The organism is Kocuria soli (genome assembly GCF_003797835.1).
GTDB classification, from domain to species: Bacteria; Actinomycetota; Actinomycetes; order Actinomycetales; family Micrococcaceae; genus Kocuria; species Kocuria soli.
In genome coordinates, this window is record NZ_RKMF01000010.1 from 71,328 (window position 1) to 91,695 (window position 20,368).

Annotated in this window: 19 protein-coding genes; 10 read left to right on the plus strand and 9 right to left on the minus strand. The window is 66.4% G+C overall.

The genetic code is table 11. The features are described 5' to 3' along the window. Window positions 1-29 precede the first annotated feature (29 nt). The 7 genes from EDL96_RS08605 (at window position 30) to EDL96_RS08635 (ending at window position 8,199) form a co-directional block, all read left to right on the plus strand. Window positions 30-350: a putative quinol monooxygenase gene (locus tag EDL96_RS08605; protein ID WP_123825389.1), complete on the plus strand. Its 321-nt coding sequence runs from the start codon at window positions 30-32 to the stop codon at window positions 348-350. Window positions 351-458: 108 nt separating this feature from the next. After that, entirely contained in the window at window positions 459-1,415 is a 957-nt protein-coding gene (locus tag EDL96_RS08610) for a nucleoside hydrolase (protein WP_123825390.1), read from the plus strand. Between the two features lies 1 nt (window position 1,416). After that, window positions 1,417-2,358, plus strand: coding sequence for a ribokinase (locus tag EDL96_RS08615; RefSeq protein ID WP_123825391.1), 942 nt, complete (start codon window positions 1,417-1,419; stop codon window positions 2,356-2,358). Between the two features lie 56 nt (window positions 2,359-2,414). Beyond that, entirely contained in the window at window positions 2,415-4,049 is a 1,635-nt protein-coding gene (gene pgm / locus EDL96_RS08620) for a phosphoglucomutase (alpha-D-glucose-1,6-bisphosphate-dependent) (protein WP_123825392.1), read from the plus strand. A 235-nt stretch (window positions 4,050-4,284) separates the two neighbouring features. Further along, complete coding sequence (locus tag EDL96_RS08625; protein ID WP_123825393.1) at window positions 4,285-5,259, plus strand: PDDEXK family nuclease; 975 nt, start codon at window positions 4,285-4,287, stop codon at window positions 5,257-5,259. Between the two features lie 310 nt (window positions 5,260-5,569). Then, window positions 5,570-7,438, plus strand: coding sequence for a ribonucleoside triphosphate reductase (locus EDL96_RS08630; RefSeq protein WP_123825394.1), 1,869 nt, complete (start codon window positions 5,570-5,572; stop codon window positions 7,436-7,438). Then, window positions 7,438-8,199, plus strand: a complete 762-nt coding sequence (locus EDL96_RS08635; protein ID WP_123825395.1) for an anaerobic ribonucleoside-triphosphate reductase activating protein — start codon at window positions 7,438-7,440, stop codon at window positions 8,197-8,199. The genes EDL96_RS08630 and EDL96_RS08635 overlap by 1 nt, the downstream gene beginning before the upstream one ends. Before the next feature lie 66 nt (window positions 8,200-8,265). Here EDL96_RS08635 and EDL96_RS08640 read toward each other — a convergent pair whose 3' ends face one another. Both EDL96_RS08640 and EDL96_RS08645 read right to left on the minus strand, forming a co-directional pair. Continuing rightward, the gene (locus EDL96_RS08640; protein WP_123825396.1) at window positions 8,266-8,910 is read right to left on the minus strand and encodes a response regulator; all 645 of its coding nucleotides are present in this window, start codon (window positions 8,908-8,910) and stop codon (window positions 8,266-8,268) included. A 13-nt stretch (window positions 8,911-8,923) separates the two neighbouring features. Then, window positions 8,924-10,243, minus strand: coding sequence for a sensor histidine kinase (locus EDL96_RS08645; RefSeq protein ID WP_123825397.1), 1,320 nt, complete (start codon window positions 10,241-10,243; stop codon window positions 8,924-8,926). 237 nt (window positions 10,244-10,480) lie between these two features. Here EDL96_RS08645 and EDL96_RS08650 point away from each other — a divergent pair, with 237 nt between their 5' ends. Together EDL96_RS08650 and EDL96_RS08655 are read left to right on the plus strand one after the other, a co-directional pair. Beyond that, window positions 10,481-11,527: an ABC transporter permease gene (locus tag EDL96_RS08650; RefSeq protein ID WP_233568786.1), complete on the plus strand. Its 1,047-nt coding sequence runs from the start codon at window positions 10,481-10,483 to the stop codon at window positions 11,525-11,527. 48 nt (window positions 11,528-11,575) lie between these two features. Next, the gene (locus EDL96_RS08655) at window positions 11,576-12,271 is read left to right on the plus strand and encodes an ABC transporter ATP-binding protein (protein WP_123825454.1); all 696 of its coding nucleotides are present in this window, start codon (window positions 11,576-11,578) and stop codon (window positions 12,269-12,271) included. A 23-nt stretch (window positions 12,272-12,294) separates the two neighbouring features. On the opposite strand, the gene EDL96_RS08660 is transcribed toward EDL96_RS08655, so the two are convergent. Genes EDL96_RS08660 through EDL96_RS08670 form a run of 3 tightly spaced genes read right to left on the minus strand, consistent with a single transcriptional unit; the run spans window position 12,295 to window position 15,090 of the window. Beyond that, the gene (locus tag EDL96_RS08660) at window positions 12,295-12,861 is read right to left on the minus strand and encodes a NifU family protein (RefSeq protein WP_123825399.1); all 567 of its coding nucleotides are present in this window, start codon (window positions 12,859-12,861) and stop codon (window positions 12,295-12,297) included. Then, the gene (gene feoB / locus EDL96_RS08665; protein ID WP_199732569.1) at window positions 12,854-14,782 is read right to left on the minus strand and encodes a ferrous iron transporter B; all 1,929 of its coding nucleotides are present in this window, start codon (window positions 14,780-14,782) and stop codon (window positions 12,854-12,856) included. Before feoB ends, EDL96_RS08660 begins: the two co-directional genes overlap by 8 nt. Further along, on the minus strand, window positions 14,779-15,090 hold the full coding sequence (locus EDL96_RS08670; RefSeq protein ID WP_158609566.1) for a FeoA family protein: 312 nt from the start codon (window positions 15,088-15,090) through the stop codon (window positions 14,779-14,781). Before EDL96_RS08670 ends, feoB begins: the two co-directional genes overlap by 4 nt. Window positions 15,091-15,422: 332 nt before the next feature. Here EDL96_RS08670 and EDL96_RS08675 point away from each other — a divergent pair, with 332 nt between their 5' ends. After that, window positions 15,423-16,859, plus strand: a complete 1,437-nt coding sequence (locus tag EDL96_RS08675) for a uracil-xanthine permease family protein (RefSeq protein ID WP_123825401.1) — start codon at window positions 15,423-15,425, stop codon at window positions 16,857-16,859. Between the two features lie 5 nt (window positions 16,860-16,864). Here the strand turns inward: EDL96_RS08675 and EDL96_RS08680 are convergent, their stop codons facing one another. The 4 genes from EDL96_RS08680 to EDL96_RS08695 form a co-directional block, all read right to left on the minus strand. Then, window positions 16,865-17,926, minus strand: a complete 1,062-nt coding sequence (locus EDL96_RS08680) for an enoyl-CoA hydratase/isomerase family protein (RefSeq protein ID WP_123825402.1) — start codon at window positions 17,924-17,926, stop codon at window positions 16,865-16,867. 20 nt (window positions 17,927-17,946) lie between these two features. Beyond that, a complete protein-coding gene (locus EDL96_RS08685; protein WP_123825403.1) occupies window positions 17,947-18,816 on the minus strand; it encodes a glycerophosphodiester phosphodiesterase family protein in 870 nt (289 codons plus the stop codon). A 78-nt stretch (window positions 18,817-18,894) separates the two neighbouring features. Further along, window positions 18,895-19,731: an HAD family hydrolase gene (locus EDL96_RS08690; protein ID WP_233568787.1), complete on the minus strand. Its 837-nt coding sequence runs from the start codon at window positions 19,729-19,731 to the stop codon at window positions 18,895-18,897. Window positions 19,732-19,781: 50 nt separating this feature from the next. Continuing rightward, on the minus strand, window positions 19,782-20,300 hold the full coding sequence (locus EDL96_RS08695; protein WP_123825405.1) for a YbhB/YbcL family Raf kinase inhibitor-like protein: 519 nt from the start codon (window positions 20,298-20,300) through the stop codon (window positions 19,782-19,784). Window positions 20,301-20,368: the final 68 nt, after the last annotated feature.

A 20,368-nucleotide genomic window follows, 5' to 3' on the forward strand; every position in this document is an offset into this window, starting at 1 on the left:
CCCACCGCGAACCAGAGGAGTGATTCCGCGTGATTTTCATCGTCGTGAAGTTTCCCGTGAAGCCCGAGTACGTCGACCAGTGGCCGGAGGTGGTGCGAGAGTTCACGGACGCCACCCGGGCCGAGCCGGGCAACAAGTGGTTCGACTGGTCGCGTTCGCTCGAGGACCCCTACGAATTCGTGCTGGTCGAGGCCTTTGACGACGGCGCCGCCGAAGCCCACGTGAACTCCGTGCACTTCGAGAAGATGACTCAGGAGTTCCCGGAGTACCTGCGCGCGACCCCCAAGATCATCTCCCGTCAGATCGAGGGCGACGACTGGGACGAGATGGGCGAACTGCAGATCGGCTGACCGCCGTCCCCACCGCCCCCCCCGCCCCCCCCGCCGACTTCGGGGTTGTTCCGCCTATTCGCCCCAATAGGCGGAACAACCCCGAAATCGGCGCACTAAGTTGGAGTCATGACCCGCAAAGTGATCATCGACTGCGACCCCGGGGTGGACGACGCCCTGGCCCTCATGCTGGCCCACGGCAGCCCCGAGCTGGACGTCCTGGCCGTGACGGTGTGCGGCGGCAACCAGACGTTGGAAAAGGTCACCCGCAACGCCCTGTCGCTGGCCGATGAGCTGGGTATGGACTGGATCCCGGTGGCCGCCGGAGCTGAACGCCCGCTGGTCCGCGACCCGCTGACCGCCGGACACGTGCACGGGGACACTGGCCTGGGCCTGGTGCAGCTCCCGGAACCTCGTCACCCCCTGGACGAGCGCCACGCGGTCGAAGTCATTGCCCAGACCGTCCTGTCCAACGGACCCGGTGAGGTCACGATCATCGCCACCGGCCCGTTGACCAACCTGGCCTTGGCCATCCGGCAGTTCCCGCAGCTGGTCGAGCACACCCAGGAAGTCGTCCTGATGGGCGGCGGGGTCGCCACGGGCAACCTGACACCGGTCGCGGAGTTCAACATCGCCGTGGACCCGGAGGCAGCCCGGGCGGTGTTCACCGCGGGCTGGCCCGTGACCATGGTCGGCCTGGACGCCACCCACCAGGCGTTGGCGACCCCGGAGATCGAGGCTCGGTTCGCGGGCCTGGGCACGCGCCTGGGTGACATCGCCGTCGAACTGATCCGCAGCTACCGCGATGCCTACAAGCACAATCAGGCCTTCGAGAACCCGCCGTGCCACGACCCCGTCGCCGTTGCCCAGGTCATCGCGCCGGACCTGGTGCCCACGCGGCGTGCACCGGTGGACGTGGAGCTTCACGGCGAACTGACCACCGGACAGACCGTGGTCGACCTGCGCGGTCCGGCTCCCGAGGATTGCCCGACGGCGGTGGCCACCGGCCTCGACCACGCCGGCTTCTGGGACCTGGTGGTCTCCGCCGTGGAGAACCTGGGCGAGCCCGCACGAAAGGACGCCTGACATGCAGATTCACGCCGGTTCCGTGTGCGTGGTCGGCTCACTCAACGCCGATCTGGTGGTCCGCACGCAGCGTCATCCCAAGCCGGGTGAAACGCTCACCGGTGGCCCCCTGGCCATCGCCCCGGGCGGCAAGTCCGCGAACCAAGCGGTCGCCGCAGCCCGCCTGGGTGCACAGGTTCGCCTGGTGGGCGCCGTGGGCGACGACGCACACGGCCACCTCCTCCTGGACGCCCTCCGCGCGGACGACGTGTCCACCGACCACGTCCGCGCCCTGCCCGACACCCCGACGGGCACCGCTGTCATCACCGTGGCCGCCGACGGTGAGAACACGATCGTGATCTCACCCGGCGCCAACGGAGAACTCCGTCCGGAAGACATCCCCAATGCCGCCTTCGACGACGCGGGAGCCCTTGGTCTGACCTTCGAGGTCCCGGCCGCCACGGTCATCGCCTCTGCACAGCGCGCCCATGCCAAAGGCATTCCGGTCTTCCTGAACCCGTCCCCCTTCCGGATCCCCGAACCGGAACTCCTGGCCGCAACCGATGTGCTGGTGGTCAACGAACACGAGCTCGCCCAGGTGCTGGAGGCCTTCGGAGCCCCGGCGGACGGGTCCTGGCAGGAACGTGGAACCGCCCTGCGGAAGGCCACCGGGGTGCCGGCGTTGGTCGTGACACTGGGCGCGGAGGGCGCCGTCGTCATCCGATCGGGGCCACGGGGTGGTGACGGGAACCACGGCGCTCCCGCGGTCACAGAAGTCCCGGGCGTGAAGGTGCAGGCGGTGGACACCACCGGCTGCGGCGACGCCGTGCTGGGTGCGCTGCTGGCCACGACCTCGGGTGGCATGGGACTGGTCGAAGCCACCGAGGTGGCCATGCAGGTCGCAGCCCGGGCGGCCACCGTTGCCGGGGCGCAACCCTCGTACCCTCACGTGTCCGCAATGTGACGGGCAGTTGCGGCATCGAGGTGACCACGGTCACCTGCGTGACTACCGTTGGGGCCATGGCTAATCGCGCGGGCACCGTGGCCCTTCCCGAAGACCTTGTCGACATCGCCGAGCTCCTCGAGGCTTACGCCTCACGGGAACCGGACCTGAGCAATCCGGACCAGCGCGTGGCGTTCGGGACCTCTGGACATCGTGGCTCTTCTCTCAAGACGTCGTTCAACGACGCCCACATCGCCGCGATCACGCAGGCCATCGTGGAATACCGCGCGTCCCAGGGCACCACCGGCCCGCTGTTCATGGGCAAGGACACGCACGCTCTCTCCGACGTCGCGCAGGACACCGCGCTCCAGGTCCTGGCGGCCAACGGCGTTGACGTGCTGCTGGACTCCCGCGACGGCTACACGCCCACCCCGGCGCTGTCCCACGCGATCCTCAAGTACAACGCAGGACGGGACGCGGACCTAGCTGACGGCATTGTGATCACGCCGTCGCACAACCCGCCGGCGGACGGTGGGTTCAAGTACAACCCCACCCACGGCGGGCCCGCGGATTCGGACGCCACGGGGTGGATCGCCGACCGCGCCAACCAACTCCTGGAAGGCGGCAACGCCGACGTCAAGCGGCTGCCGCTCGAAGAGGCCCGCGCCGCCGAGACCACAGGAACCTTCGACTACCTGGACTCCTACGTCTCCGAGTTGCCGGAGATCATCGACCTGGATGCCATCCGCGAATCCAACCTGCACATCGGCGCGGATCCCATGGGGTCGGCGTCGGTGGAGTACTGGAAGGAGATCGCCTCCCGGTACGGGCTGAACATGGAAATCGTCAACCCGGACGTGGATCCGCAGTGGGCGTTCATGACCCTGGACTGGGACGAGAAGATCCGCATGGACTGCTCCTCCGCCAACGCCATGGCATCCCTGATCGGCAACCGGGACAAGTACGACATCGCCACCGGCAACGACGCCGACACCGACCGCCACGGCATCGTGACGCCCGACACCGGGCTCATGAACCCGAACCACTATCTGGCCGTGGCCATCGACTACCTCTACACGCACCGCGACGGCTGGAACCCGGATGCCGGCATCGGCAAGACGCTTGTGTCCTCCTCGATCATCGACCGGGTGGCCGAGTCCCTGGGGCGCAAGCTGGTGGAGGTTCCGGTGGGCTTCAAGTACTTCGTGCCCGGGCTGTTGGACGGGTCCATCGGCTTCGGTGGTGAGGAATCCGCCGGTGCTTCTTTCCTGCGCCGCGACGGATCGGTGTGGTCCACGGACAAGGACGGCATCATCCTCGCCCTATTGGCAGCCGAGATCACCGCGGTCACGGGCAAGACGCCGTCCCAGCGCTATGCCGAACTGACTAAACAGTTCGGTGCGCCCGTCTACCAGCGCATCGACGCACCGGCCAACCGGGAGCAGAAGGCTGCGTTGAAGAAGCTCTCCCCGGAGCAGGTCACCGCCGAGACCTTGGCGGGCGATCCGATCACCGCCAAGCTCACCGAAGCACCCGGCAACGGCGAGGCGATCGGTGGCCTCAAGGTCACCACGGACAACGCGTGGTTCGCTGCCCGCCCGTCCGGTACGGAGGACGTCTACAAGATTTACGCCGAGTCGTTCGTCGGCGAGGAGCACCTCAAGCAGGTCCAGGAGGAGGCCAAGACGCTGGTCGATTCCGTCATCAGCTGACGGCAGTCCTTTCCCCTCCCCTTCCTCCGCCGCTCCCACCGTCCTTCCTCCCTCCGCCGACTTCGGGGTTGTTCCGCCTATTTGACCGAATAGGCGGAACAACCCCGAAGTCGCGTGAAGGGGTCTGCGGCGCTGGGGCTCCACAGGACGACGACGCCGGGGCGGCCCCGGCGGTTTCATACTGCACCGGGGATAACCGTGGGCGGGACCGCTGACCGGTGTGGTCGGCTGGGGCATGCCTCGTCGACCACACACCCCACCCGAGGACCTTCCGAACCGGAGTTTCTCGACCACCGAAGCACGTTCACTCGGGCTCACCGCCCACCACCTCGAAGGCCCGGGTTACCGCCAACTCACCCGTGGCGTGTGGATCCCCGCTCATCTGCAAACTCCGGCAGACCCGACCGAGCGCGTTCGCACACAACTCCACGGCCTGCTCGAGGCCAAGCACGACTGCGCGGCCAGCCATCTCACCGCTGCGCAGTTGCTCGGGCTGCGGCTCCCTGACGCACTGCGCAGGGACACGCGGCTCCACATCACCCGGCACAACGGGTACCGCCCGCCCGGTGGACACAATGTCCACGGCCACTGTGCCGAGCTGCCGCCCGAAGACCTGGTTTCGATGGGCGGCATCCTCAGCACCGGGCCCGCGCGGACCGCAATCGACCTGGCAGCCATGCGGGAACTCCGGTGGTTCCGGATCTCCGACGACGACCTGGTGGCGCTGCTGGACGGCATCATCTGCGAACACGCCAACGGACCGCTGGCGGGGTCCGAACCGATGCGCAGCCTGCCCGGGTTGTCCGCGGATCTTGATCGTATGAAAGGTAAGCGCGGCGTCCGCAGAGTTCGGCTTGCACTGCAACGGTGCGCGGTGGGAGCTGACTCGATGTTGGAAACCCGGGCAAGGCTTCTCCTTGCGCACTATGACCACACGACACCCTGGATCACGGACCACCAGCTTCAGGCGCCCGGGCATCGAACGGTGTGGCCAGACCTGGCGGACGTCGAACATCGGCTCAGCCTTCAATTGGACGGCCCGCACCACGAATCCCCCGAACAACGCCTGCGTGACATGGACCGACTACGCGCCACAGAAGCCGCCGGGTGGACGGAGATCCGCGTGAGCTTCCGCGACCTCCAACCGATCGGCGCACAGCTGCCGGCCTTGATCCACCTGGTCCGGCAGGCCCGCCGTCGTCGCCAGTGACCCCCGTCCACCCGCCGAGTTCGGGGTTGTTCCGCCTATAGAGGCGAATAGGCGGAACAACCCCGAACTCGGCGGAGAGGGGAGGGGGAAATGCGGTGCGAGTGGCAACTTGGCAACCGGAGTCGATCGACGTCGTCCCGCATCAACCCGGGACCAAAAAGCACTACATGTTGTGTTGCTGACACTGTGTGCACACGACATCTCGGGGTCGGAGATAGCTTCATTGAGCGCCCGGCATTCGGGCGTCGCCCTTCCCCGGCGGCACCGCAGCACCATCCAGCCGCCCCGACCCCCAAGAGAGGATGCCACTGTGTCGTCAACCCCCATCGACGCCGTTCACACCATCGAGGAGTACCTCAGCCAGTCGGACTGGCGCGTCAACGCCAACGCGAACCAGGGCTATTCGGTCGGCGGACTGATCCTGAACTCGGCGGGCAAGATGATCGCCAACTACTGGCTGGACCGGGTCTTCAGCCAGGAGGCGGGCCGCGCGCACCGCGACGGCGACATCCACATCCACGACCTGGACATGCTCACCGGATACTGCGCCGGTTGGTCACTGCGCCGCCTGTTGGAGGAGGGCTTCAACGGAGTGCCCGGTGCAATTGCTGCCAAGGCACCCAAGCACTTCTCCTCGGCCACCGGTCAGATCGTGAATTTCCTGGGCACGCTGCAGAACGAATGGGCCGGAGCGCAGGCATTCAGTTCCTTCGACACCTACATGGCGCCTTTCGTCCGGTTGGATGCGCTCAGCCATGACCAGGTCCGCCAGTACATGCAGGAGTTGATCTTCAATCTCAACGTGCCCAGCCGATGGGGCTCCCAGTGCCCGTTCACCAACCTGACCTTCGACTGGACCTGCCCCGAGGACTTGCGCGATCAGCACCCGCTCATCGGTGAGGAGCTGTGCGACTTCACCTACGGGGACCTCCAGGCGGAAATGGACATGATCAACCGCGCCTACATGGAGGTGATGTCCGAAGGCGACGCCGACGGGCGCGTCTTCACCTTCCCGATCCCCACGTACAACATGACCAAGGATTTCGACTGGGACTCCGAGAACGCGGAGTTGCTGTTCTCCATGACCGCCAAGTACGGGCTTCCGTACTTCCAGAACTTCATCAATTCGGAGCTGGACCCGGGCATGATCCGCTCGATGTGCTGCCGACTGCAGCTGGATCTACGCGAGTTGCTCAAGCGCGGCAACGGCCTGTTCGGGTCGGCGGAACTCACGGGATCCATCGGGGTGGTCACCGTGAACATGGCCCGGCTGGGTCACCTGTACGCGGGGGATGAAGCCGGCCTGGTCACCGAACTGGATCGCCTGCTGATCGTGGGCCAGGACGTCCTGGAGCAGCGGCGCACCGTGGTTCAGCAACTGATCGACGGCGGCCTGTACCCCTACACCAAGCGGTACATGGGGCACTTGAACAACCCCTTCTCCACCCTGGGCGTGAACGGTATGAACGAGATGGTGCGCAACTTCACCGGGGACGCGCATGACCTCACGGACGAGGTCGGTCAGGAGATGTCCTTGCGGATCCTCGACCACGTCCGCGAGCGCATGGTGGAGTTCCAGGAGGAAACGGGCAATCTCTACAACCTTGAGGCGACGCCGGCGGAAGGGACCACGTACCGGTTCGCAAAGGAGGATCGCAAGCGCTTCGCCGCGATCCTGCAGGCGTGGACGGATTCGAATCCGTACTACACGAACTCCTCCCAGATTCCCGTTGCCGCGACCGAGGATCCGTTCCGCGCGCTCGAGCTGCAGGAGGCCCTGCAGTCCAAGTACACCGGCGGCACGGTGCTGCACCTCTACATGGGCGAGCGGATGAGTTCCGCACAGGCCTGCCGTGAACTCGTCCGGCGGTCGTTGACCCGGTTCCGGTTGCCGTACATCACGATCACCCCCACGTTCTCGATCTGCCCCAACCACGGCTACCTGGCCGGCGAACACTTCACCTGCGAGGAATGTGCCGCCGCTGACCCCTCCGCGGAGCCCGTGGCCTGCGAGGTCTGGACCCGGGTGATGGGCTACTTCCGCCCGGTCCAGTCGTTCAACATCGGCAAGAAGGGCGAATACACCGAACGCACGTTCTTCACGGAAGAGGCCGCCGAGCTGGCTCCGTCGTCGCCAAAGGCCCCGGTGATGGCGGCGTCAACGGTGTCAGGGGTTTGATGCGCTCGCCTGCCGAGACCGGGCACAAAGCGACTGCGGGCACGGCTGTGGCGCAGGACCTGCAGATCGCGGGTCTTGTGCCGCTGTCCACGGTGGACATGCCGGGCCGCCTGGTGGCCACGGCCTTCTGCCAGGGGTGCCCATGGCGCTGCTTCTACTGCCACAACGCGGAGATCCTGGACCGCTCGGCGGCAGGGACGGTGTCCTTTGATGAACTCGAGGACCTCTTACGACGACGGCGCGGGTTGCTGGACGGTGTGGTCTTCAGCGGTGGTGAAGCCACGCGTCAAGCAGCTCTGATCCCGGCTGCCGAGGTAGTGCGGGACGCAGGATTCGACGTCGGACTGCACACCGGCGGGATGTACCCCTCGCGGATCAAAGCCCTGTTGGATGCGGGCGTCCTGAACTGGGTGGGCTTCGACCTGAAGGCCGACCCCGAGCGGTATTCAGACGTAGTCGAAGCCCCGACGGCCTGGTGGAAGATCCGTCAGTCCTTGGAGATGATCCTGGGCACCGGGATCGACCACGAGGTCCGCATGACCGTGACCCCGGAGATCGCCGATCACGTGGAACCGGTCCTACAGGCCGCAATGGCCGTGGGCGCCACGAACTTCGCACTCCAGCAGGCACACCCACCGGCCGCCACCGAGTCCGGGCGTGAACGTGCCTGGACGGATCCGGAGTGGGACGCCCGATTCACGGAACTGGCGGAACACGTTGACTCGGCCGGCTTCCCGGAGGTGACCATCCGCCGTCGTTGACGTCTCCCCACGCCGATTTCGGGGTTGTTCCGCCTATTCGCCCTTATAGGCGGAACAACCCCGCACTCACCGGATGATCCCGATCTCGAGCGCCCGGGCCACGGCTTCAGTCCGCGAGCGGACATCGAGCTTGTCGAAGACATGGACCAGATGGGACTTGACCGTGGTCTCGGACAGGAAGAGTTCGCGGGCGATGGCGGCGTTGGAATGCCCCATCGCCACCTGATGAAGCACGTCGAGCTCGCGCGGACTGAGTTTGGTCACGGGCATCCGTACACGCTCCATGAGGCGCGAGGTGACCGTCGGGGCCAACGCCGACTCCCCCGCCGCAGCCTTTCGAATTGCCATCAACAAATCATCGGGTGAGGAGTCTTTGAGCAGGTACCCGGAGGCCCCGGCCTCGATCGCTGCCAGAATGTCGGCATCGGTGTCGTAGTTCGTGAGGACCAGGACGTGCGGTGCCCCCGGTTGCGACCGGATCCGGGCTGTGGCCTCTGCGCCCTGCAGTGTTTCCGGGCTGTTCCCCAGCTGCAGGTCCATGAGCACCAGATCGGCCGGAACGTCTTGAACCAACCGCAGGATCTGCTCACCGGAGGCTGCCTGGCCCACTACCTCGAAGCCGTCCGCCGTGTCCAGAAGCGCGGCGATGCCCGCCCGGACCACGGGGTGATCGTCGCACACCAGAAGGCGCAGGGTGGGGAAACTGTCCATGGCTTCGTTGTCCTCAATCGTGTGCAGGTGACGTGCGAACGGACTCGACGTCCGCCGTCGAGCCGCCGAGCCAAGCGGGTGAACTCGCAGCAATGCCTGTGGCGGGGGGGACGGATTCCGGGAAGGAAACGGACACCGCGGTCCCCGCCCCCGGGGAGGACTCCACCACGCACGTGCCACCCAATTGGGCCGCTCGTTCTCGCATCATCGACAGCCCGAACGACCCATTCGAACGATCCGGTGCCACACCCGCACCCGCCGCCCCGGGGAGCGGCCCTTGGGAACCGGTGTCCAGCCCGACGCCGTCGTCGACAACGTCCACCCGCACCTGGCCCTCCAGGAAACTCAAGGTGACCACCGCCTCTTTCGCACGCGCGTGAGAAACCACGTTCGCCAACGAGCCCTGCACGACCCGCAGTACCGTGGCTTCGACCGGACGAGGCAGAGAGCGTGGTGACCCGTCCACCACCAGCCGGACGCGTGTCGGCGTCGCTGCATCCGTTCGTGCCACCACGCGCTCCAATGCGCCCAGAAGTGTTCGGGCCTCAAGGTGCGGAGAGGACAGCGCCCGGATGAAGCGCCTGGTCTCGGCCAAATTGTCAACGGCGGTCTGCCGCGCCAACTCGATGTTCTCAGAACCGGCTCGGCCGGGATCGGCACGTTGGGCGGCACTCAGCAGCATCTGGATGCTGGACAAGCCTTGGGCCACGGTGTCGTGGATCTCTGCTGCCAACCGGGTCCGTTCGGCCTCGACCCCGGCGTTGCGTTCGGTCGCCGCCAGACGCTGCTGGGCAGCCATCAGGTCTGCGAGCAATCTGTTGCGCTCGGCCACTTCCCGGTACAGCGCGCGATATCCCAGTCCGATCGCGATCGCAACCCCCGCGCCGATCAGGGGCCCGATGACACCACCGAGGGTAAGGCCACGATGTGCGCCCAACACCACCACGGCCGCAACCGCAGACACCACCACGGCGGCCGGCCCGTGCCACCGCGGCAACAGATGCAGATAGCAGAAGAACAGCGGGAAGACCAGAAAGGCTGCGTCCGGTGCGAGGAAGACCAGAAGCATCCATTCGACGGTCAGCAGGATCAGCCAGCCAACGGTTCGCGGATGGAGGCTTTCCGCCCTCCCCAGGCCGACGGCGTGGCGCGCCAACCAGACACCGGAGAAGAAGGTGACTTCGAAGATCACCACCAGAGAGACCGCCGCCACCGGGGCGAGGCTGTCCCCCAGGGCAGCGCGAAGCACCACAAGCAAACCCAGCCCCGCGATCAACGTGTAGAGACCCACACGCAGCCCCACGAACACGGGACGCAACGCAGAAGAGTCCATGCTCCTCACGCTAATGCCTGTGACGCACTGCGCGACATCCATCGAAAGTTGGTCCCGGACACCCTTCCATCGCGGATGCAGCAGTGCACCTTTCCACGATGGCACGGGACATGGATTCCGGGAGATTGGAGCCAACCAAGAACTCCGGCCAAGGCCACGCCTTCCAGACAAGGACCGGTCCGTGATGCGGGAGTCAGACATGAAAGAGGACGCATCGTGTTTGTTGCATGGCGTGACATGCTTTTCGCAAAGGGCCGGTTCACCCTGATCACCTCCGTGGTGGTCCTGATCACCCTGCTTGTTGGATTCCTGACGGGTCTGACCGGAGGATTGGCCAACGAAAACATTTCCGCAGTTCAGGGACTCAACGCAGACAAGATCGCCCTTGCCAACGTCGCGGAGAGCACATCCGAAAAGGACCCCACGTTCTCCGACTCCCAGATCACCCGGGAGCAAGCCAAGGCCTGGTCCCAAGCGGAGGGCGTGGAAGAGTCCACTGCAATCGGCATCTCCCAATCCCGGGGAGAGACTGACGGGCACTCGGCTGCACTGGCAGTCTTCGGCGGAACCGCAGACTCCCCCTCCCAGGACGAGGAAGTCGTCATCAGCCAGACCGTGGCCGATGATCTCAAACTGGGTTCCGGAGACACCATGACCATTGCGGGCGAGGACTTCACGGTCACGGACGTGATCAGCGAGCGGTCCTATGCGCACACCGGCGTCGTCTACACCACCTTGACCGATTGGCAAGAGTTGCAGCAGCGCATGGGTGATCCGGACTCCTATGCCACGGCGATTGCCATCAAGGGAGACCCTGCTGACGCCACAAGTATTGACGCCGAGCAGGGCACGGTGACCGCGAACTCCTTGACGGCACTGTTGTCCATCGACTCTTTTCGCTCGGAAGTCAGCTCCCTGTTGGCCATGGTGGCCATGCTGTTCGCCATCTCCGGCCTGGTCATCGGTGCGTTCTTCACTGTCTGGACCATCCAGCGCAAGGCAGACATTGCCGTGCTCAAGGCACTGGGCGCCTCCAACGGCCGGCTCCGGGCGGACGCCTTGGGCCAAGCGCTGGTCATCCTGCTGCTGGGCGTGGGGCTGGGCATTGCCCTGACTGCAGGCCTGGGGGCACTGGCAGGGGCCGCTCTCCCCTTTGTGATCGCGTGGTACACCACCGCGTTACCCGCCGTGATCCTGGTGATTCTGGGGCTGGTGGGCGCGGGTTCTGCGCTGCGCAGCATCACGACGGCGGACCCGCTCACTGCGCTGGGCAGCGCCCGCTGAGTCCGCATTCATCCCATACCCACCACCCCGACTCAGGAGTCGATGACCGTGTTGACCTTGCAAGATGTGACTCTGACATTTCCCGACGGCCAGTCCCGCCACACGGCCGTGAACGATGTCTCCCTGACAGCCGAACCCGGCACCGTGACGGGTATCACCGGAGCCTCCGGCTCGGGCAAGTCAAGCCTCTTGGCTGTGGCCGCGACCCTGATCACACCGGATTCCGGATCGGTCAGAATCGGCGACGTGGAGACAACCGATCTCTCCCCGTCCCAGACCGCGACCCTACGTCGGGAGAGAATCGGAATCGTGTTCCAGCAGGCCAACCTCCTGCCATCGCTGACAGCTCTGGACCAGCTCTTGGCCGTGGGAGAACTTGGGCCAGGTTCTGCCCCTCGTGGCGAACGCCGGACACGCGCCGCGCAGCTGCTGGACCAGGTGGGCCTGGAACGGGCCCACCGTGCTCGACCGCATGAACTCTCGGGCGGTCAGCGCCAGCGCGTGAACATTGCCCGGGCCATGATGAACGACCCCGAAGTCATGATCGTTGACGAACCAACTTCCGCCCTGGACCACGCGCGCGGGCAGGAGATCATCGGATTGATCTGTTCGTTGACCGAGGCTCTCGGCACGGCGACGCTTCTGGTCACCCACGACCTGGACTTCCTGCCTCGATTCGATCAGGTCTTCACCATGGCCGATGGCGGCCTCTCCCCCGGCACAGCTGCTCCCCCTCTCCGCTAAGTTCGGGGCAAGAAAAACGGAGGTCAGGCTTCGATCACGCGAGCGCCCGGGGCGGTTCGCTGTAGGACGGCTTCGAAACGTTGTTTGAGCGTGAACACCGCCGCCGGGCAGCCGTGGCACGCACCGACAAGATCGACCGTGACGACGCCGCCGGTCACCTTCCGGATGCTGATGCGCCCACCATGGGCACCGGCGATCGGTGCGATGTGCTCCTGAAGTAGGGATGCGGCCAGGAGGGCCAATTCGTCGTCGGGAATCGGGCACCGCACCTCCCCGCCACCACTGCCGGAACCAACCGGAAGAACCCCCTCCGCCTGGACGGCCGCCGCGGTGGCGCGAACCGCCCGCCGGACCTCACCGACCACGTCCCTCCAGGTACCCGGGTCCGCAACGCTCGTAGTGATCCACCCGGGCCCGCCGTCGATGTCGCTGAGGAGCCCGTCACGGACCAGGCCTGACAGCGGCCCGTCCGGGTGGGTGGCCGCGTGGTGGAGGTCGCGCGGACAGGTACTGACGACCCATCGCAGTTCCCGGGGGTCCTGGGTCAGCTCCGGGTGGAGTGCGACGGCGTTCAGGTCCTGGTCATCCACCCGTGACCAGCCTGACGATCACCGCCGCCAGCCAAGAACCCACCCACGCCAGCACGAACATGTCTGCGGTGGCCACGGCAGGCCATTTCCACGAGTTCGTCTCTCGCCGCATGGTCGCCAGTGTGGAGACGCACTGCATGGCAAAGGCGAAGAACACAAGCAACGCCGCGATTGTCGGCGCGGAGAACACCTTCTCCCCTTCATTCGGCCCGTGCGTGTACGTCATGGCGGACAGGGCATCCGCGGGTTCGTCGGCATTATCCGCGGCAACCACCTGCCCCATGGTGGACACGAAAACCTCACGTGCCGCAAAGGAGCCCAACAGCCCGACGTCGATCCGCCAGTCGAAGCCCTGAGGAGCGAAAACCGGTTCGATCACATGCCCGATCTGTCCCGCAATGCTGTGCTCGAGCACGTACGCGCTGGCCTCCGGTTCGTCCATCCCTTCCGTCGCCGCGGTGTTGGCCGGGAAACTCATGAGCGCCCACAGGGCGATGGTTGCAGCCAGGATGATCGTGCCGACCTTGCGCGTGAACATCCACACCGGCGCCCAGACCGCCCGGGCGATCTGGCGGGGTGTGGGAATCCGGTACGGCGGCATCTCCAGGTAGAACGGGAGGGATCCTCGGCGCAGAATCGTTGCCTTGAGAACGCGCGCGACGGTCAACGCGGCCAGGCCACCCAGGACGTACATCAGGAACAGGATCGTGCCCTGCCAACCGAACGGACCGAACCGGGCGTCGTCGGGGACCAACATGGCGATGAGCAGGACGTACACGGGCAGCCGCGCGGAGCAGGTCATGAGCGGGGCCGACAAGATGGTGGCGATCCGGTCCCGTGAAGACGCCATGGTCCTGGTGGCCATGATCCCCGGCACTGCGCAGGCCATGGAGGACAGCATGGCAACGAATGCGCGTCCGTCCAGCCCGCTGTGGGCCATGACCCGGTCCATGAGGAAGGCCGCCCGGGACATGTATCCCACGGACTCCAGAATGGAGATCAGGACGTACAACAGAGCGATCTGCGGCAGGAACACCAGCACCCCGCCCACTCCACCGATCAACGCCGTGGACACGAAATCGGCGACCAGCGGCTGCTCGATGCGCTCCCCCGCCCACTCGCCCAACGCCGCGAACAGCGTCTCGATCCAGCCCTGGGCCGGAGCGGCCACGGTGAAGATCGTCTGGAAGAACAGAAACATGACCAGGAAGAACACGGCCACACCCCACACGGGGTGCAGCAAGATCCGGTCGATCCCACGAGTTGTGGCGTTGGGACGGTTCGCCCGGTACCCGGACGTGGCCAGCACGGAGTCGATCCATTCACGGGTCTCGCCCCGGTCAGCGGTCGGCGGGGGCACGACGGCGGTCGGCCAGTCCCCGGCACGCCCCAGCAGCTCCCGGACCTCGTCCACACCGCGACCCTTGTGCGCCACCACTTCCGCCACGGGAACCCCGAGAGCCTGGGACAACCGCGCGGAATCGATGTCACCGCCACCGGCTCGCAGTTCGTCAACCATGGTCAGCACGACAGCCGTGGGTCGCCCGAGCTCGAACACGTGGGCGAACAGGATCATCGAGCGCTCAAGGGTGGTGGCGTCCATGACCACCAGAGAACTGCCGAATTCCCCTTCCCCGGGCAGACGCCCCTGGATGTGGTCCAGGACCACCTGCTCGTCGGGGCTGGCGGCACTCAGCGAGTAGGTTCCGGGCAGATCCGTGATCGTGACGTCTGCGCCGTCGATCCTTGCTTTGCCGCGGGACCGGGTGACGGTCACGCCCGGGTAGTTCCCCGTGGTTGCGGAGAGACCGGTGAGCCGGTTGAACAGGGAGGACTTGCCTGCATTGGGGCAACCGATGAGCGCGACGTCGCGAGTTCCCGTGAGAAGGTCGCGGTCCCCGTTCTCGGCGTGGCAGCTCACGAGGCGACGAGGTCGATCTGGATGCTGCGCGCCTGCTGTTTACGCAAGCACAGGTCGGCATTGCCCACACGCAGCATCAGGGGGCAGCCCAGCGGAGCCACTCGGAGACAGGAGACCTCCGCCCCGGGGTGGAACCCCAGGTCCTGGAGTCGCTGACAGAGTACGGGGTCGGCGTCGGCGGAGAAGCCCGCGATTCGAGCGGTCCCACCGGGCCGGATGCTGTCAAGACACGTGGCCCGGTCCTTCGAGGAGGCTGTAGAACGCCCCAGGGTTCTACCCGTCGCGGTGGAAAACGGAAGGACGTCCACGGCCCACTCCTCACGTGGTGACTGCGAGATCGCGAACGGTTCAAACGGGCTCCGTTGCCCGTAATTCGCCCGTCATTGCGCGGATCTCAACGGCTGAGACATCACTAAGGTACACCTTAGTTGGCAGATGTCCACGCGGGGTTTCCCTAGTTGCATCCAGGGGTGCGCATCCAACCTGTTCACGCTCCATTCCTCCGCCGAACCCTCACGAAACTCGCGGATCGGGGGCTGATGCGGGAGTTTCGTGAGGGTTCGGCGGGGGTGGGACTACGCTGGGGCCGGTCCGCGATCACGGTGCCGGGCCGTACGTCTCTGTCTCCAGGAGTTGCTGCATGCCCGCGTCCACCGGTTCCCCCTCGCCAGAACCTTCGTCCTCCGCACCGGAACCCGACACCACGACGACGGCGGACCGCCCGGACACCTTCGCCGGCAAGCTCGGACTCGGCTGGCGGATCCACGGGGACGGCCGGAGCGTGACTCCGGGCGAGGTGGTACGGCCCGACGAACGGCTGAGCTGGCCGCGGACCATCGGCATCGGTGCGCAGCACGTGGTCGCGATGTTCGGCGCGACGTTCCTGGTCCCCCTGATCACCGGCTTCCCGCCGTCGACCACGCTGTTCTTCTCCGGCATCGGAACCATCCTGTTCCTGGTCCTGACGGCGGGACGGGTGCCGTCCTACCTGGGCTCCTCCTTCGCCTTCATCGCGCCGATCGGTGCTGCCATGGGCGAATACGGTCCCGGCGGGGCGCTCGGCGGCGTGGTCATGGCCGGTGCCTCCCTGTTCCTGATCGGCCTGCTGGTGCAGTTCCTGGGCACACGGTGGTTGCAGGCGCTCATGCCACCGCTGGTGACCGGCACGATCGTGGCGCTGATCGGCTTCAACTTGGCTCCGGCGGCCAAGGACAACTTCATGAAAGCACCCGTCACCGCCCTGGTGACCCTGGCCTCGATCGTCCTGGTCTCCGTGCTGTTCCGGAGCATCCTGGGTCGGCTGTCGATCCTGGTCGGCGTGGTCATCGGGTACCTGACGGCAATTGCCCGTGGCGAGGTGGACTTCGCCCCGATTCAGGAGGCCTGGGAGAACGAGGGTCTGCTCGGCCTTCCGCAGTTCCACTCCCCGGAGTTCCACCTGTCCTTGATCGGCCTGTTCGTGCCCGTGATCCTGGTGCTGGTTGCGGAGAACATCGGCCACGTGAAGTCGGTGTCACTCATGACCGGCAAGAACCTGGACCCGGTCATGGGGCGGGCCATCATGGCCGACGGCCTGGCCACCGTTATGGCCGGTTCCGGTGGTGGCTCCGGCACGACGACGTACGCGGAGAACATCGGCGTCATGGCCGCGACCAAGGTGTACTCGACCGCCGCGTACTGGGTGGCCGCCGTCCTCGCCCTGTTGCTCTCCTTCATGCCGGTCTTCGGTGCGGCCGTGGCATCGGTTCCGGCCGGGGTGCTCGGCGGCGCGGCCACGGTGTTGTACGGCATGATCGGCATGCTCGGCGTCCGCATCTGGGTGCAGAACCGGGTGGACTTCTCCAACCCGGTCAACCTGACCACCGCGGCGATCGCCATGATCATCGGCATCGCCGACTACACCTGGAGTGCTTTCGGCATCCAGTTCGCGGGGATCGCCCTGGGTACCGCCGCCACGTTGATCGTCTTCCACGGTATGCGCGGCCTGGCCCTGTGGCGCGGGACCACCGGCGGCGTGGATCCCATCCAGCCCGATTACACCCCGGTACCCAAGGAGCATTCCGGCCCCATGGGCTGATCCGGTCAGGGGCGGCTGCGCAGCGACTCGGACGAGGCCACCACCCCGCGAATCGCCGCCACGTCCACCTCCTCGACCGTCGGCGGTTGCCACACCGGATCGTCCTCCTTGTCGATCAGGGTGCAGCGCACGCCCTCGCTGAAGTCAGGAGCGGAGATCGTGTCCCGCGCCATGGCCAGCTCGCTTTCCAGGCACTGCGTCACGGATTCGGTGGCCGCACCGGCGTCCAAGATTTCCCAGGTCCGCGCCAACGACGACGGCGACGCCCCCACCAGATCCTCGCCCGCCGCGGTCACGACCTCGGCCAGCGAGTCCGCCCCGTACACGGCTTCGATCTCGTCCCACCGTTCCGGCAGGGTGGCGGCCAGCAGTCCGTCGTCGTCGGTGGCCGCCATCCGTGCGACCGCCTCCTCGACGCCTTCGGAGATCGCCAGTTCCCGGAACTGGTCCAGGCGGGCCGACGGCACCAGGACGTCGGCCAGCCCCACGGCGACGGCGTCGGGGCCGGTGATCCGCTGGCCTCCCAGCCCCAGCCAACGTCCGACGGCCAACGACGGACCCCGCCCCAGCAGGTTCACGCGGGGCAGGAACCAGGAGGCTCCGATGTCCGGGAAGAACCCGATGACGCATTCCGGCATGGACATGACGGTGTTCTCGGTGACGATCCGGTGACTGCCGTGAACGGAGAGTCCCATGCCGCCGCCCATCGTGTATCCCTCCATGAGGGCGATGTACGGCTTGGGGTAGTTCGCGATGAGGTTGTTGAGCGTGTACTCGTCGGTGAACGCAGCCATTCCGCGATCGATGTCCCCGTCCACCACGGCCTCACGCACCTGGCGGATGTCCCCGCCGGCGCAGAACGCCCGAGGCGCGCTGGCGTGGATCAGGACCTGCCGCACGGCGTCGTCGTTCTCCCAGGCCCACAGGGTCTCCAGGAGGTCCCGGTACATCTGGGCGGTCAGGGCGTTGAGGGCTTTGGGACGGTCGAGGGTAATGATCCCCGTGCCGTTGCGGACCTCGGTCCGGACGTACTGTTCGGGATCTGCTGGGACTGTGCTCTGCGTCATAGTCCAACCCTAGACGGGTGTCACAGCGTGGAACCAGTGGTGGTTCTCTCCCGCAGCAGCCCGGCCACGACCTCCAGCGCAAGATCCGCCCGATCCGTCACCAACGCGTCAACGCCGTGGTGCAGGATCAGCTCCATGTCCTCCGGCCGATTGACCGTCCACACGTGCACCTGGATTCCGTGCCGGTGAGCCGCCGCGACGAACCGCCGCGTGGCCACGACCCTGCGCCCCAACCATTCCCCGACCAGGGGGAGGCTGCGCACCTTGGGGAGCATCCACCCGAGCTTCATGGGCATCTGGATCACGTCGAACTTCGGGACACGACGGCGCGACAGCCACCGAGCGGCCGGCCACGCGGCGGGCACCGTGTGGAAGAGGACCAGTGCCGTCAAGAACCCCGTGGCGCCGACGGACGTGCTCAACGGCCGTAGCCCCCGCGCACTCAGTTCGGCAAGGGTCCGCCCCCGCCGGGAGTCGGAGAAGGAGGCGATCCGCACGCGACCGGCGGCACCGGTGGCCTCGAGTACCGCGGGCAGCGCAGTCACCGACGCCTCGTCCTTGACGTCGATGTTGACGTACAGCTCGGGCAGCTCGTCCAAGACTTCGCGCAGCGTGGGGACCGGGCTGGTTCCGGCCACCATCAAGTCGGCCAGTTCTGCGTGGTTCAGGTCGTTGATCTGCCCCGCGCCCTGGGTCACCCGGTCCAGGGTCGCGTCATGGAACGCGAGCACCACCCCGTCCTTGGTGGTGTGGACGTCGGTTTCGATCCACCGACACCCCAGGTCGCGTGCCGCCCGGAATGCAGTCAGGGTGTTCTCCGCACCGTCCGGGGCGAACCCGCGGTGGGCCAGGACCATGTCGGCCGGTGCATTTCCGGGGGAAAGTTTCATGGGCCGAGCATACGGGTCATGGTCAACCGTGCGTAACGACGGCGACGACGACCGCGACCTTTCGCGCCGGGCCACGCCTCAACCCGCCAGGTCACCGGTCTGACGCGCTGCCAGGAATTGTTCGACGACCTGTGCCACACCGTCCTGTTCGAAGGGCGGGGCCGTACGTTCCACGGCCTCCACGACCACGGGTGAGCCGGAGGCCATGGCGAATCCGTACCCCGCCCAGGTCAACATCTCCAGGTCGTTGGTCATGTCCCCGAAGGCCATGACCTGGCCCCGTTCCACACCGAGATCCGCGCAGAGTTTTCGCAAGGTCTGGGCCTTGCTCAGCCCGAGTTGGGACATTTCGGCAAGGGCCTCGGTGGGGACGGAGTGCGTCACCGCCATGTGTTCGGCGGCATGCCGTGCGACCTCCCGCACGAAGTCCTCAGGGTCGTGGTCGTCTCGTTTGGCCAGGAACTTGACCACCTGGTCCGCGGGATGGAGGAGCGTCTCGATGTCGCCGACCACGACGTCGTCGGTGTTGGTGTCCATGGCGGTCCGGTCCGTGGGGATCCACCCGGGTTCCGCGACGACTCCCCGCAAGGTCTCGGCGCTGAAGTACACCCCGGGGATCTCGGTGCGCAGGCGACGCGCCACGCGCAGGGCCACCCTCCCCTCGAACGTGTTCGACGAGATCACGCGGTCGCAGGCCAGGTCGTAGACCATGGCACCGTTGGCGCAGATCACCGTCCCCACCTGGGACAGCGCAGGGGTCACCTGCTCGCGCAACGGGTGCAGCCAACGCGACGGCCGCCCGGTCACGAAGACGACGGGAACCCCCGCCTCCTCGAGGGCCACAAGGGCGTCGAGGGAACGGGGGCGGAATCGGAAGTCCTCACCGATCAGAGTGCCGTCCAGGTCGCTGGCCACCAGGCGAACGTCCCGGACCAGACCCAGCGGATCGGGTCCCAGCAGGTCGGTCAGTCTTCCCGCTCCTCGTGAGTTCCGGTCAGGAAGGCCCGGCCGATCCCGTGGAAGAACAAATTGAAGTTCACCACGGCCGGTGAGGCACCCTCCACGTCCAGGTGTTCGGTGTCCACGGCGGTGACGCAGAAAATGTAGCGGTGGGCACCATGGCCGGGGGGCGGCGCAGCCCCTTCGAAGTCATCGGATCCACCGTCGGTGCGGTGCCGGGTGGCGCCTTCCGGAGGTGCGGTTGCGGCATCCGTTGCCAGGCTGGTCACGTCCGCCGGGATGTTGGCCAGGCACCAGTGCCAGTAACCAGAAGGGGTGGGGGCGTCGGGGTCGTAGCAGGTCACGACGTACGACTTGGTCCCCTCCGGTGCACCCGTCCAGGAGAGCTGGGGTGAGGTGTCGGAGCCACCGAGTCCAGCCGTGACCTGGGCTGTGGGCAGCGGTTGCCCATCGGTGATGTCCTCCGAGGTCAACGTGAAGGTTGGCAGCTGCGGAAGGTCGGCGTAGGGATCACGGTTGAGCATGGGTCCTCCTCGATCTGATCTCGATCAGATCCGCGACGGTTCGATCCGGCCGGATTCAACGACCGTGT